The organism is Paracoccus sp. DMF (genome assembly GCF_004407025.1).
GTDB classification, from domain to species: Bacteria; Pseudomonadota; Alphaproteobacteria; order Rhodobacterales; family Rhodobacteraceae; genus Paracoccus; species Paracoccus aminovorans_B.
Window position 1 is genome coordinate 25,926 of the sequence record NZ_SOKV02000016.1, and the last position, 12,850, is coordinate 38,775.

The following is a 12,850-nucleotide window of genomic DNA, read 5'->3' on the forward strand; positions in this document are numbered from 1 at the left end:
GGGCGCGCATGGACCTGCTTTCCAACCTTGCCATGGGTTTTTCGGTCGCCTCGTCGCTGGCGAACCTGGCCTTCTGCCTGATCGGCGTCATCCTCGGCACGCTGATCGGCGTGCTGCCCGGCATCGGCGCCACCGCGACCATCGCCATGCTGCTGCCGATCACCTTCCAGCTGGAGCCGGTCAGCGCGCTGATCATGCTGGCCGGCATCTATTACGGCGCGCAATATGGCGGCTCGACCACGGCGATCCTGATCAACATGCCGGGCGAAAGCTCCTCGGCGGTGACCGCCATCGACGGCTACCAGATGGCGCGCAAGGGCCGGGCGGGCACGGCGCTGTCGGTGGCGGCGCTGGGGTCGTTCTTCGCCGGCACGGTCTCGACCTTCCTGGTCGCGATCTTCGCCCCGCCGCTGACCGAGATCGCGCTGAAATTCGGCGCGGCCGAGTATTTCAGCCTGATGGTGCTGGGTCTGGTGATGTCGGTGGCGCTGGCGCATGGCTCGGTCTTGAAGGCGCTGGCCATGGTGGTGCTGGGTCTGCTTCTGGGCATGGTCGGCACCGACATCTATACCGGCACGCCGCGCTTTACCCTGGGCATCACGCAATATGCCGACGGGCTGAACTTCGTCGCGCTCGCCGTGGGGGTCTTCGGCATCGCCGAGATCCTGCGCAACCTCGAGGACGAGCACGACCGCGAGGTGATGACCAGGAACATCAACCGCCTGTTCCCGACCGGCGCGGAGCTGAAGCAGATGATCGGCCCGGTGCTGCGCGGCACCGGCGTCGGCTCGGTGCTGGGCATCCTGCCCGGCGGCGGCGCGATCCTCGCCAGCTTCGCCAGCTACACGGTCGAGAAGAAGCTGTCGAAAAACCCCGGGGAATTCGGCAAGGGCGCGCTGGCCGGCGTCGCCGGGCCGGAAAGCGCCAACAACGCGGGCGCGCAGACCTCGTTCATCCCGCTGCTGACCCTGGGCATCCCGGCGAACCCGGTGATGGCGCTGATGATCGGCGCGATGATCATCCAGGGCATCGTGCCGGGGCCGAACGTGGTCAGCGAACAGCCGCAGCTTTTCTGGGGCATCATCGCGTCGATGTGGATCGGCAACCTGATGCTGGTGGTGCTGAACCTGCCTTTGATCGGGCTGTGGGTGAAGCTGCTGACCGTGCCCTATTACGTGCTGTTCCCGATCATCATGGCGATGTGCTCGATCGGGGTCTATTCGGTGGCGACGAACACCTATGACCTGTTCGCGGTCGCCTTCTTCGGGCTGCTGGGCTATGTCATGACCAAGCTGCGCTGCGAGCCGGCGCCCTTGCTGCTGGGCTTCGTGCTGGGCCCGCTGCTGGAGGAAAACCTGCGCCGCGCCATGATCCTGTCGCGCGGCGATCCCTCGACCTTCGTGACCCGTCCGATCAGCCTGGTGCTGCTCTTGATGGCGGCGGCCGTGCTGGTGCTGGTCTTCACGCCGCAGATCCGCAAGCGGCGGGACGAGGTCTTTACCGAAAGCGATGCATAGGAGGAAACGGATGACCGCATCCATCACCCGCCGCCTGCTTCTGGGCGCCGCCATGGCGCTGGGGCTGGCCGGCGCCGCCCGCGCCGAATTCCCCGACCGCCAGATCACCCTGGTCATCCCCTTTGCCGCCGGCGGCTCGACCGACGTGGTCGGGCGCATCGTCGCCGACAAGATGGGCGCCGCCCTGGGCCAGCAGGTGATCGTGCAGAACGTCGGCGGCGCCGGCGGCAGCCTGGGCGCGGCCCAGGTCGCCAAGGCCGATCCCGACGGCTATACGATCCTGATGGCCACTGTCGCCACCCATGCGCTGAACCCGCTGATCCTGAAGCAGAAACCCTATGACCCGGTGGCGGATTTCGCCCCGATCTCGCTGCTGGTGCTGGTGCCGAACGTGCTGGCGGTGAACCCCGAACTGCCGGTCAACAGCGTGCAGGAGCTGATCGACCTCGCCAAGAAAGAGCCCGGCACGCTGGCCTATGCCTCGTCCGGGAACGGCACGCCGCTGCACCTGTCGGGCGAGCTTTTCAAGTCCATGGCGGGCGTCGACATCACCCATATCCCCTACAAGGGCTCGGGTCCGGCGCTGACCGACGTGCTGGGCAACCAGGTGCCGATCATCTTCGACAACCTGCCCTCGGCCTCGGGGCATATCGCCTCGGGCAAGCTGCGGGCGCTGGGGGTGACGACGGCGGAACGCGCGCCCAGCTTCCCCGACGTGCCGGCCATCGCCGAGACCCTGCCGGGATACGAGACCTATACCTGGAATGCGCTTTTCGCCCCGGCCGGCACCCCGCCCGAGGTGGTCGCGGCGCTGAACAAGGCGGCGCTGGAGGCCATGGCCGACCCGGCCGTGGCCGAGCGGATGAAGGAATTCTCGGCCAGCATCGTCGCCTCGACCCCCGAGGCGCTGGCCGAACACGTCAAGGCCGAGATGGCGAAATGGGAACCCGTGGTGCGCGACGCGAACGTCAGCCTGGACTGACGCAGCGGCATGCGCTCCAGGGGCCGGGTCCGCGCGACCCGGCCCCTTTCATTCCCGCATGGTTTCATGGCAGGAAAGGCCGCAGAACCAATGCGGTGGGGGAAAGGGCATGACGGCGACGACGGCGGTGCGGTTGACCCGTGCGGGGCTGGTCGGGACCGCCCGCGCCCTGCTGAGCCTGCGGGCCATCGACCTGCCGCCGCCCTCGGGCCAGCCGCGCATCCTGGTCGCGAACCACGTCAGCCATGCCGATTTCGTGGCGCTGTGGTCGGTGCTGCCGCCCGCAGCTCGCGCCCGCACCCGGCCCGTCGCCGGCGCCGATTACTGGGAACGCTCGGACCTGCGGGCCTGGATCGCGAACGAGGTGTTCCGCGCCGTGCTGATCGACCGCGACCCGGCCAGCCGCCGCGGCGACCCCATCGCCACCGTGGCCGCGGTGCTGCAGGGCGGCGAGGACGTGATCTTTTTCCCCGAGGGCACCCGCAACCTGACCGATGCCCGGCTGCTGCCGCTGAAATCCGGCATCTTTCACCTGGCCCGCGCGGTGCCGCAGGCCGAGATCGTGCCGGCCTGGATCCTGAACCTGGACCGCATCCTGCCCAAGGGCGCCTTCCTGCCGGTGCCGCTGAACTGCGCCGTGCGCTTCGGCCCGCCCATGCACCCCGAGACCTTTGAGACCCGCGACGATTTCCTGTCCCGCCTCGGCGCCGCCATGCTGGCGCTGAGCCAGGCGAAAGGCTGAGCCATGGACCGTTTCCATTCCCCCTCGGCCTTTTTCTTCTACGGGCTCTTCGCCTTCCTGCTGCTCGCCTCGGCTGTCGCGCGGCTGCTGATCCGCTCGGGCCGGGTCCGGGGCGAGATGGCCGGCAACCTCGCCGACCGCATCCGGGCCTGGTGGGTGATGATCGGCGTGCTGGCGTTGATCTTTACCTTGGGCGCCGGGGCGATCACGCTGTTCTTCGCGCTCTGCTCCATGGCCGGCTTGCGCGAATTCGCCACCATCACCCATACCCGGCGCGACGACCACGACGGGCTCGCCATCGCCTTCTACGCCGTGCTGCCGCTGCAATACCTGCTGGTCTATTTCGAGGTCCCGGTCTTTGCCGCGCTGCTGATCCCGGTCTATTGCTTCCTGCTGCTGCCCGTCGTCACCGTCCTGAAGGGCGAGGTGCAGGGCTTTCTGACCCGGGTTTCGGAAACGCAATGGGCGCTGATGGTCTGCGTCTATTGCGTCTCGCATATCCCGGCGATCCTGACGCTGGACATTCCCGGCTATCGCTACAGCGCCTTCACGCTGGTCGCCTGGCTGATCCTGGTCGTGCAGGCCTCGGACGTGCTGCAATATGTCTGGGGCAAGGCCTTGGGGCGGCATCTGCTGGCACCGCGCGTCTCGCCCTCGAAGACGGTCGAGGGGCTGGTCGGCGGCGTGCTCAGCGCCAGCGCGCTGGGGGTGGCGCTGGCGCCCTTCACGCCCTTCGGCTGGTGGCAGGCCGGGCTGGTCGCGCTGACCGTGACCACGTTCGGCTTCCTGGGCGGGCTGATCATGTCCGCCATCAAGCGCGACCGCGGCGTCAAGGACTGGGGCACGCTTGTGCAGGGCCATGGCGGCATCCTGGACCGGCTGGACAGCCTGGTGTTCTCGGCCCCGGTCTTTCTGCATATCCTGGCATGGGGGTGGTTATGACCGAGGATTTCAGCCGGCGGCCGATCGCCAGCCGCAACACGAAATGGGCCGCGCATGTGACGCGGCGGCTGGTCGCGCGCGGCGTGGCGCCGAACCGCATCTCGGCCGGCTCGGTCGTGGCGGCGGCGCTGGCGGGCGGCGCCTTCGCCACGGCGGGGGTGGTCGGGCCGCTCTGGGCGGCGGGGCTGCTTCTGCTGCTGGGCGCGGCGTTCACGCAATTGCGGCTGCTCTGCAACCTCTTCGACGGGCTGGTCGCGGTCGAGGGCGGCATGGCCGGCCCCGACGGCGCCTTCTGGAACGAGGTGCCGGACCGGCTGTCCGACCTGCTGATCCTGGCGGGCTTCGGCATGGCCTCGGGGCAGCTCGAGCTTGGCCTCTTGGCCGGGGCGCTGGCGATCCTGACCGCCTATCTGCGCGAATTCGGCCGGGCGGCGGGCTTCGGCTCGGATTTCAGCGGGCCGGGGGCCAAGTCGCATCGCATGGCGGTGGTCACGCTGGGCGCGCTGGCGCAGGTCGCGGGCCTGATCGCGAGCTGGGGCTGGCCGATCCTGGCCTGGGCGCTGTGGCTGGTTCTGGCGCTGACGGCGGCGACCGTGATCCGCCGCAGCCTGCGCATCCTGCGCCGGATGCGCGGCTAGGCCCTTGCCTCGCGGACAGGGCGGCACCAGATTTGTCAAAGAATCGCGTCAGGGGGGCTGAACTCGGCCGGCCTGCCGTGCTAACAGGCGCCCCAGCCCGGACAACCAGACCAGAGAACCGAAGCCATGCCCGCATATCGTTCCCGCACCACCACCCATGGCCGCAATATGGCAGGGGCCCGCGGCCTCTGGCGCGCCACCGGGGTCAAGAACAGCGATTTCGGCAAGCCCATCATCGCCATCGTCAACAGCTTCACCCAATTCGTGCCCGGCCACGTCCACCTGAAGGACCTGGGCCAGATGGTCGCGCGCGAGGTCGAGGCGGCCGGCGGCATCGCCAAGGAATTCAACACCATCGCCGTGGACGACGGCATCGCCATGGGCCATGACGGGATGCTGTATTCCCTGCCCTCGCGCGAGCTGATCGCCGACTCGGTGGAATACATGGTGAACGCGCATTGCGCCGACGCCATGGTCTGCATCTCGAACTGCGACAAGATCACCCCCGGCATGCTGCTGGCGGCGATGCGGCTGAACATCCCGGCGATCTTCGTCTCGGGCGGGCCGATGGAGGCGGGCAAGGTCACGCTGGGCGACGGGCGCACCGTGGCGCTGGACCTGGTGGACGCCATGGTCGCGGCGGCCGACGACACCGTCTCGGACGCCGATCTGGCCGCCATCGAGGAAGCCGCCTGCCCGACCTGCGGCTCTTGCTCGGGCATGTTCACCGCGAACTCGATGAACTGCCTGACCGAGGCGCTGGGTCTGTCGCTGCCCGGCAACGGCTCGACGCTCGCCACCCACGCCTTGCGCAAGGGGCTGTTCCTGGAGGCCGGGCGCCGCGCGGTCGAGATCGCGAAGCGCTATTACGAACAGGACGACGATTCGGTGCTGCCGCGCAATATCGCCCGGAAATCGGCCTATGAGAACGCCATGGCGCTGGACATCGCCATGGGCGGCTCGACCAATACCGTGCTGCACCTCTTGGCGGTGGCGCAGGAAGGCGGCGTCGATTTCACCATGGACGACATCGACCGGCTGTCGCGCAAGGTGCCGTGCCTCTGCAAGGTCGCGCCGAACAAGGCCGACGTGCATATGGAGGACGTCCACCGCGCCGGCGGCATCATGGCCATCCTGGGCGAACTGGACCGCGCCGGGCTGATCGACCGCGACTGCACCACGGTCCACGCCCCCACCATCGGCGCCGCCATCGATCAATGGGACATCGCGAAATCGAACGACCCGGCCGCACGCGAACTGTTCCTGGCCGCCCCGGGCGGCGTGCCGACGCAGACCGCCTTCAGCCAGGCGACGCTGTGGCCGGACCTGGACACCGACCGGGAAAAGGGCGTGATCCGCTCCGCGAAGACGCCGTTTTCCAAGGACGGCGGGCTGGCGGTGCTGCGCGGCAATATCGCGCTGGACGGCTGCATCGTGAAGACGGCGGGCGTGGACGAATCGATCCTGGTCTTCTCCGGCACGGCCAAGGTCTATGAAAGCCAGGACGCGGCCGTCTCGGGCATCCTGACCGGCAAGGTCGAGGCCGGCGACGTGGTCGTCATCCGCTATGAAGGCCCGAAAGGCGGGCCGGGCATGCAGGAGATGCTGTATCCGACCAGCTACCTGAAGTCGAAGGGCCTGGGCAAGGCCTGCGCGCTGATCACCGACGGCCGCTTCTCGGGTGGCACCTCGGGGCTGTCGATCGGCCATGCCTCGCCCGAGGCGGCGGCCGGCGGCACCATCGGCCTGGTCCGCGACGGCGACCGGATCGAGATCGACATCCCGAACCGCACCATCCACCTGGCCGTCCCGGACGAGGAACTGGCCGCCCGCCGGGCCGAGCAGGACGCCAAGGGCTGGAAACCGGCGCAGAAACGCCAGCGCCAGATCTCGGACGCGCTGCGGGTCTATGCGCAATTCGCAAGCTCCGCCGACAAGGGCGCGGTGCGGGTGCTGCCGGAATAAGGCCCGGCGGCAGGACATGAAAAAGGGGCGCCGCGCGGGCGCCCCTTTTGCGTCTCGGGCCGGGATCAGTCCAGCTTGGACAGGTCCACGCGCAGCACCGAATCCACCGCGTCCTTGCGGAAATCCGGGTGCTCGTCGCCATGCGGCACCTTGACGGTCACGAACAGCAGCTTGCCGTCCTGGCTGACCTCCAGGCTGTTCGGATGCGTCGGCAGCGACAGTTCATGCTTGACCGCCAAGGCCTTGGCGTCGATCACCACCAGCTTGCCGGTGCCCTTGGGCTGCTCCTTGCTGACGCCGCGGGTGGTGGCATAGACCTCGTCGCGATCCGCGTTATAGACCACGTCCAGCGTGCCCGTGCCGGCCGGGACCGTGCCGATCAGCTTGCCGTCCTCGGTGCCGAAGACATAGATCTGGCCGGAGTTGGCATCGGCCGCGAAAAGCCGCCCGCCCTGCGCGTCCAGCGCCAGGTTGACGAAGAAATGCTTGGAATCGTCCTTGGCCGTGCCCTTGGTGTCGCCGGTCGAGAAACCGCCGACCCGCTCGCCCGAGGCGGCGTCATAGACTGCGACCTCGTCGATGCCGCCGCCGCCGACATAGACCCGGCCCTTGTCGCTGTCGACGGCCAAGGCCGCCGACCACAGGCCCGAACCGTCGACGCGTTTGACCAGCTCGGCCTTTTCGCCGTCCACGATCCACAGCGCGCCCTTGTCGGTCGGGCTGGTGACATAGACGCGGTGGGTCTTTTCATCGACCGCGACCATGCGGGTATGCTCATAGCCCTCGCCGTCCTTCTGGCCCAGCTGGACCGTGCCGGTCAGGACGCCGCTTTGCGCATCGAGGATGCTCAGCTTGCCGCTCATGGTATTGCCGACGTAAAGCCGGCCCAGGTCGCGGTCCATCGCCAAGGCAAAGGCGCCGTCGGGCAGCTGGATGCGGCGTTTCACACTGAGGTCGTCGCGGTCGAGCAGCCAGACATAGCCGGCGCTCGGCCCCTCGAAGCTGGGGTTCGAGGCGACGAAAAGCACGCCCTGGTCGGGATCGTCCAGGATCTCGTAGGCGCCGGGGATGATGTCCTGGCGCATCACCGCATCGGCATAGCCCGCGGGCTGGACCAAGGCGGCCGAGTCCTGCGCCAAGGCGGGGGCGGCCAGCGTCATCGCCAGCAGCAGGGGCAGGATCGCGCGTTTGGCAAATGTTTTCCTCATTCCGTGTCCTTCTTCTGTCCTTGCGTCGAAAACCTCGGAAGCGCGAGACCCGCGTTTCGCGGCGCGCCAGCTTGCGCCGCCCGCGCCGGACAGGCGCCGCCCGGCGCGGGAGAGCCGAAACAAGGGTCGATTGCGCGTCACCGGGGGGCCGCCTGCCAGCTTTGTCCGCCTGTCTAGGCAGATTTCCGCGATCGCGCAATGTCCGATGCAAACAGTCGGAAATCATCCGCTCCTTCACGCGGAACCCATCCGGTGCCGGCGTCGTTCGTCGCAGGCACCAGAAAGGCACCGGCGCAATGCAGCATCTGACATGCCCGCACTGCGGGCAGAAGGTCTATTTCCAGAACACGATCTGCGCCTGCGGCGCGGCCCTGACCTTCGACCCCGAAGCCGGCGGCTTCGTCCCGAACGGCATCCCCTGCGCGCAGGCGCAGGACATCGGCTGCAACTGGATGGCCGAGGCGGAGACCGGGCTCTGCCGCTCCTGCCGGGCGGTCGTGACGATCCCGGACCTCTCGGTCGCGGAGAACCGCGCGCTCTGGGCGAAAAGCGCGGCGGCGCTGCGCTGGGTGCTGGCGAATCTTGCCCGCTGGGAGTGGTTCACCGATGCCGACCCCGGCCCGCGCCCGGTCTTCGAGATGCTCTCGGAGCGCATCGGCGGGGCCTCGGTGCCGGTCAGCATGGGCCATGCCGACGGCGTCATCACCATCAACGTGGCCGAGGCCGACCCGGCGCTGCGCCTGGCGCGCCAGCAGCAGCTGGGCGAGCTCTACCGCTCGATGATCGGCCACATGCGCCACGAGATCGCGCATTTCCTGTTCCAGCGGCTCTCGGCGCTGCCCGGTTTCCTGGTGGCCTTCCGCACCATGTTCGGCGACGAGCGCGCCGATTACGCCGCCGCGCGCGCGCGGCATTACGCCCATCCCCAACCCCCGGGCGAGCGCTACGTCACCGCCTATGCCACCATGCACCCGCATGAGGACTGGGCCGAGACCGCGGCGCATGTGCTGCATCTGGTCGACATGACCGACAGCCTGGTCGCGGCCGGGCTGACCGGGCTGGCGATCCCGCCGCCCGGCTATGACGCCTATGCCGATGCCGACGGCGACCACCTGCTGCAGGTCGCGGGTGCCGTGGCGCTGGCGGTGAACGAGATCAACCGGGCGCTGGACAATCCCGACGTCTATCCCTTCGTGCTGACCGACACGACGCGCGAAAAGCTGAAATTCGCGCTGCACTGGCTGTCCTTCGGCGCGACCATGGCGCCGGAGGACGCGCGCTAACTGAGCTACTCGCCGAGCTTTGGACAGATCTGGCGTAATTCAGGGTCCGCCGCAGCCTCTCGATAAAATGTTGTCGGGCTTTAGTATCTTTCCAAAAAAGAGTTGGCCGCCGCCAGCTCCCCGATCTGGCGTCGAGTTCCTTCATCTGCGCCTCGTCAATCTCGGACTTCTTGCGGCCCCCGCGTTCGAACACGCCCGACGCACCGTCGAGCAGCAGGCCGAACCGGCTCGCCAGCTCGGCCGCTGTTCCTCACCAGAAAATCATCCGGCTGCAACCATAGCTTATGTCAGCCGTTGGCCGCCCGTCTTCCAGACCTCAACTCGCCTGCTTCAGCCCCAGCACCCGGGAATCGAAAGCGCAACTGTAGATGTGATGCATTGCGTCAACGCGACCGGGAACAAGAGCGATATCCTCCCTGATCCAGCTCCAAGGATATCTCGACAATGTTCCTTCGAACCTGCTGGAAGCGGTCGCCGACCAGAATGCGGCCACCCCGCCCGGGGTCAGCGCCTCGGCCACGTCGGCAATGCCACGGTCTTGGTACAAGCTTTCGTTTTCGGGCCTGACCACGAAATCCGGCCCGTTGTCCGTATCAAGCAGGATAAGATCATAACGCCCTTTCGACGAAGCCAGATGATCGCGCACGTCGCCGACCACCAGCCTGCTGCGCGGATCGTGCAGCGGGCTTCCCGCCAGATGGGCAAGCTGCCCGCGGTTCCAGGCGACCACCTCGGGAATGATCTCGCAGACCGTGACCTCGGCGTCCGAGGCGGCAAGATCCAGCAGCGCGCGCAGGCTGTAGCCAAGGCCAAGACCGCCGATCAGCACCCGGTTCGCCTGGAAATTCAAGCGCCACATCGACCGCATGGCCAGCTGCATTTCCGATTGGTGGTTCAGGTTGGACATCAGCTCGATGCCGTTATAGCGGATTTCATAGATTTCCCCGCGCTGCCGAAGCACGATTTCGTCACCCGACGCGGTGCGCGCGCGGGCCAAGGTTTCCCACAATGACATGACATTTCCCATGGATTTCAGGCCGCAGCCAGAGGCACGGCAAAGAACTGGATCAGCGGTATTCTTGGGGTTGCCGGCCCTTAAAGACCAAGCAACCCAAGGACATTGTTGGCCCTGAGTCCGGTCAGAAGGGGAAAGATGGCCGAAGGGTTGAACAAGCCTGGCGGCTCCTGCCATGTCGCGCTGGAATGGCCGCAAAAGCAGCCGACGGCACTATGGCCCCGGCCGCGCCGGCTTGCAAGCCGAGGACTGAATCACGCGCCAACCACGCCGATTCCATGCAGAACCCAGGCTCCGCCACCGATCACGTTGATGGACACCAAGGAGCATTTCGGCAATTGGTGATGCAGCGGTGGGCCACGGTCGACTTTGTCTTCGATGAAGTTCTTTCCGGCCTGAATTGGCGTGAGACCGAAAAACGGCGCTGAACGATAATGGCGGAAGGAGCGGGACTGGGACATGCTCTCCGCTGTCGGGCTGGACCGCGTGCTTGCGCCAGCGATGGTCGTGCAGCGCGCAGGCGTGCCGCTCCATGCCACCTCGATCCAGCGACTCATCCGGGTTCGGCCATGGTTGCCGGCGTGATGGGTTTCGATCCATGTTCCCAGTACACGCAGCTATCCAGCCCCGCCTCGCCCCGCCAACCCGCCGGATTTCAGGCGCGCGCGGATGCACCAGATATTGCCGCGTGGTCAGGGGACAGATCCCACAAGTTCCTCGACCTTGGCCGCGTTGAACAGGTCCAATGCATGGGCGCGGCCAGCGAAGCCAGCGTCTTGCCGCCGGTGGGCGGCCGCGTGACCTTCAGCCCGGCACAGAAGGACTCGGTATCGCGAACCAAAATCAGGAACGCTCAGGCGCTGAGGATGACCTTCATCGCCTTTTCGCGCGCGGCATTGGCGAAGACGTCATAGGCCTGCAGGATCTCGTCCAGCTTGAAGCGATGCGTCACCAGCTTGCCGGGATCCACCCGTCCCGACCGCAGCGTCTTCAGCAGCATCGGCGTGGTATTGGTGCAGACCAGACCCATGGCGATGTTGATGTTCTTGATCCACAGCTCCTCGATGTGAAGCTGCACCGGTTTGCCGTGCACGCCGACATTGGCGATATTGCCCCCGGCCGAGACGATCTTCTGGCAGATGTCGAAGGTTGCCGGGATACCCACCGCCTCGATCGCGACATCGACACCTTGCCCGCCGGTCAGCGCCATGACGCTGGCGACCGCATCGCCGTCGCCGACCCGGATCACGTCGGTCGCACCGAATTGCCGCGCCAGTTCCAGCCGGGCCGAGTCCATGTCGATCATGATGATGCGTTCCGGAGCGTAGAATTGCGCGGTCAGCAGCACCGACATGCCGACAGGACCGGCGCCGACGATGGCAATGGTATCGCCCGGCTTCACGCGGCCGGCCTGAACGCCGATCTCCATGCCGGTGGGCATGATGTCGGACAGCATCACCAGCGCCTCTTCGTCCACCCCTTCGGGAATCGGATAAAGCGAATTGTCGCCATGCGGGATGCGGACGTATTCGGCCTGGGTGCCGTCGATCCTGTGACCAAGGATCCAGCCGCCATCGGCGCAATGCGCGTAAAGCTGGCGCTTGCAATTGGCGCAGCGCCCGCAGGAGGTGACACAGGAAATCAGCACCGCATCGCCGGGTCTGAAATTGGCGACGGCTTCGCCCACGTCCTCGACGATGCCGACCCCCTCATGGCCCAGCGTGCGACCCGGGGTCACCGCGGGCACGTCGCCCTTGAGGATATGCAGGTCGGTGCCGCAGATGGTGGTTTTCGTCACCCGCACGATCACATCGGTGGGCTTTTGGATGTCGGGCCTTGGTTTCTCGACCCATTCCTTGCGACCAGGACCTTGATAAACCAGAGCTTTCATTTGATGCTCTCCTGCTTGACACGGCTGGAACAAGACTTACCCGGTTTCGCCGCGCCTTGCCTGTCCGATTTTCGGACATTGCCGGGGGCGGCCATGTCGCCATGGCCAACCCCCTTGCGGATCGGGAAGCGACCGCTCAGGCGCGTTCCGGGACCGGCAGCCCCAGCCAGTCCTTGTAGAATGCCTCGATGTCGGGCTCGAAGTCGTGGATCACCGGATACCACGGCGTCGGCGCCTCGACATCCAGCAGATCGCCCGAGATCGGACAGAAATACTCGCGGATCACCTGCCATTCCGGCGAGGGCGCCATCAGCCGGGGATAAAGTTCCTCCATCTGCGCGGCGGTCTCACGCACGCGGACACGGGCGTGCAGTTTCCAGTTCTGGTCCCATTCGCAGAAATCGTGCCCGGCCTGGCTGCGAATGATCCATTTCCTGTCGGATTTGCGCTGCACGATATAGAGCTTGGGCCCCAGCGGCAGGATGATCGGGTCGTCCCATTCGACCTGTTCCTGCAGGATCTCCAGATAGATCTGGAAGCGTTCCTTGTCCTTGGGGGTCGAAAGCATGGTGTGCAGGGTGTCGCGGTCGATCTTGCCGTCCACCAGGTCTTTGATCTTGGCTTTGGTATAGGCCATCGGTTCCTCCATTGGATGGGCCTTGAAAGA

12 protein-coding genes are annotated in these 12,850 nt (G+C 66.6%); 7 read left to right on the plus strand and 5 right to left on the minus strand.

Going from position 1 to position 12,850, the window contains the following annotated elements; genetic code table 11:
- Positions 1-8: 8 nt before the first annotated feature.
- The 6 genes from E3D03_RS10670 to ilvD all read left to right on the plus strand — a co-directional run bounded on the left by E3D03_RS10670 (position 9) and on the right by ilvD (position 6,786).
- Positions 9-1,517, plus strand: coding sequence for a tripartite tricarboxylate transporter permease (locus E3D03_RS10670; RefSeq protein ID WP_263566946.1), 1,509 nt, complete (start codon positions 9-11; stop codon positions 1,515-1,517).
- A 10-nt stretch (positions 1,518-1,527) separates the two neighbouring features.
- Positions 1,528-2,499, plus strand: coding sequence for a Bug family tripartite tricarboxylate transporter substrate binding protein (locus tag E3D03_RS10675; protein ID WP_263566947.1), 972 nt, complete (start codon positions 1,528-1,530; stop codon positions 2,497-2,499).
- A gap of 109 nt (positions 2,500-2,608) precedes the next feature.
- Positions 2,609-3,241 carry a lysophospholipid acyltransferase family protein gene (locus E3D03_RS10680; RefSeq protein ID WP_263566948.1) on the plus strand — a complete coding sequence of 211 codons (633 nt, stop codon included), beginning with the start codon at positions 2,609-2,611 and terminating at the stop codon, positions 3,239-3,241.
- Between the two features lie 3 nt (positions 3,242-3,244).
- A complete protein-coding gene (locus E3D03_RS10685) occupies positions 3,245-4,183 on the plus strand; it encodes a phosphatidate cytidylyltransferase (RefSeq protein WP_263566949.1) in 939 nt (312 codons plus the stop codon).
- Positions 4,180-4,821 carry a CDP-alcohol phosphatidyltransferase family protein gene (locus E3D03_RS10690; protein ID WP_263566950.1) on the plus strand — a complete coding sequence of 214 codons (642 nt, stop codon included), beginning with the start codon at positions 4,180-4,182 and terminating at the stop codon, positions 4,819-4,821. The genes E3D03_RS10685 and E3D03_RS10690 overlap by 4 nt, the downstream gene beginning before the upstream one ends.
- Positions 4,822-4,947: 126 nt before the next feature.
- Complete coding sequence (ilvD, locus tag E3D03_RS10695; protein ID WP_263566951.1) at positions 4,948-6,786, plus strand: dihydroxy-acid dehydratase; 1,839 nt, start codon at positions 4,948-4,950, stop codon at positions 6,784-6,786.
- Between the two features lie 65 nt (positions 6,787-6,851).
- Here ilvD and E3D03_RS10700 read toward each other — a convergent pair whose 3' ends face one another.
- Positions 6,852-7,994, minus strand: coding sequence for a YncE family protein (locus E3D03_RS10700; protein ID WP_263566952.1), 1,143 nt, complete (start codon positions 7,992-7,994; stop codon positions 6,852-6,854).
- Positions 7,995-8,290: 296 nt separating this feature from the next.
- Here E3D03_RS10700 and E3D03_RS10705 point away from each other — a divergent pair, with 296 nt between their 5' ends.
- Positions 8,291-9,277, plus strand: a complete 987-nt coding sequence (locus E3D03_RS10705) for a putative zinc-binding peptidase (protein ID WP_263566953.1) — start codon at positions 8,291-8,293, stop codon at positions 9,275-9,277.
- 316 nt (positions 9,278-9,593) lie between these two features.
- Here the strand turns inward: E3D03_RS10705 and E3D03_RS10710 are convergent, their stop codons facing one another.
- The 4 genes from E3D03_RS10710 to E3D03_RS10725 form a co-directional block, all read right to left on the minus strand.
- Positions 9,594-10,292 carry a spermidine synthase gene (locus E3D03_RS10710; RefSeq protein WP_263566954.1) on the minus strand — a complete coding sequence of 233 codons (699 nt, stop codon included), beginning with the start codon at positions 10,290-10,292 and terminating at the stop codon, positions 9,594-9,596.
- A 254-nt stretch (positions 10,293-10,546) separates the two neighbouring features.
- On the minus strand, positions 10,547-10,849 hold the full coding sequence (locus tag E3D03_RS10715; RefSeq protein ID WP_263566955.1) for a hypothetical protein: 303 nt from the start codon (positions 10,847-10,849) through the stop codon (positions 10,547-10,549).
- A gap of 296 nt (positions 10,850-11,145) precedes the next feature.
- Positions 11,146-12,183: a zinc-dependent alcohol dehydrogenase family protein gene (locus E3D03_RS10720; RefSeq protein WP_263566956.1), complete on the minus strand. Its 1,038-nt coding sequence runs from the start codon at positions 12,181-12,183 to the stop codon at positions 11,146-11,148.
- Positions 12,184-12,319: 136 nt separating this feature from the next.
- Positions 12,320-12,820 carry an acetone carboxylase subunit gamma gene (locus E3D03_RS10725; RefSeq protein ID WP_026155474.1) on the minus strand — a complete coding sequence of 167 codons (501 nt, stop codon included), beginning with the start codon at positions 12,818-12,820 and terminating at the stop codon, positions 12,320-12,322.
- Between the last annotated feature and the right edge of the window lie 30 nt (positions 12,821-12,850).

Coding starts and splice junctions, on each gene's coding strand:
- E3D03_RS10670 (WP_263566946.1), top strand. CDS start 9: ATGGACCTGCTTTCCAACCTTGCCATGGGTTTTTCGGTCGCCTCGTCG.
- E3D03_RS10725 (WP_026155474.1), bottom strand. CDS start 12,820: ATGGCCTATACCAAAGCCAAGATCAAAGACCTGGTGGACGGCAAGATC.
- E3D03_RS10690 (WP_263566950.1), top strand. CDS start 4,180: ATGACCGAGGATTTCAGCCGGCGGCCGATCGCCAGCCGCAACACGAAA.
- E3D03_RS10675 (WP_263566947.1), top strand. CDS start 1,528: ATGACCGCATCCATCACCCGCCGCCTGCTTCTGGGCGCCGCCATGGCG.
- E3D03_RS10700 (WP_263566952.1), bottom strand. CDS start 7,994: ATGAGGAAAACATTTGCCAAACGCGCGATCCTGCCCCTGCTGCTGGCG.
- E3D03_RS10710 (WP_263566954.1), bottom strand. CDS start 10,292: ATGTCATTGTGGGAAACCTTGGCCCGCGCGCGCACCGCGTCGGGTGAC.
- ilvD (WP_263566951.1), top strand. CDS start 4,948: ATGCCCGCATATCGTTCCCGCACCACCACCCATGGCCGCAATATGGCA.
- E3D03_RS10685 (WP_263566949.1), top strand. CDS start 3,245: ATGGACCGTTTCCATTCCCCCTCGGCCTTTTTCTTCTACGGGCTCTTC.
- E3D03_RS10705 (WP_263566953.1), top strand. CDS start 8,291: ATGCAGCATCTGACATGCCCGCACTGCGGGCAGAAGGTCTATTTCCAG.
- E3D03_RS10680 (WP_263566948.1), top strand. CDS start 2,609: ATGACGGCGACGACGGCGGTGCGGTTGACCCGTGCGGGGCTGGTCGGG.
- E3D03_RS10720 (WP_263566956.1), bottom strand. CDS start 12,183: ATGAAAGCTCTGGTTTATCAAGGTCCTGGTCGCAAGGAATGGGTCGAG.
- E3D03_RS10715 (WP_263566955.1), bottom strand. CDS start 10,849: ATGAGTCGCTGGATCGAGGTGGCATGGAGCGGCACGCCTGCGCGCTGC.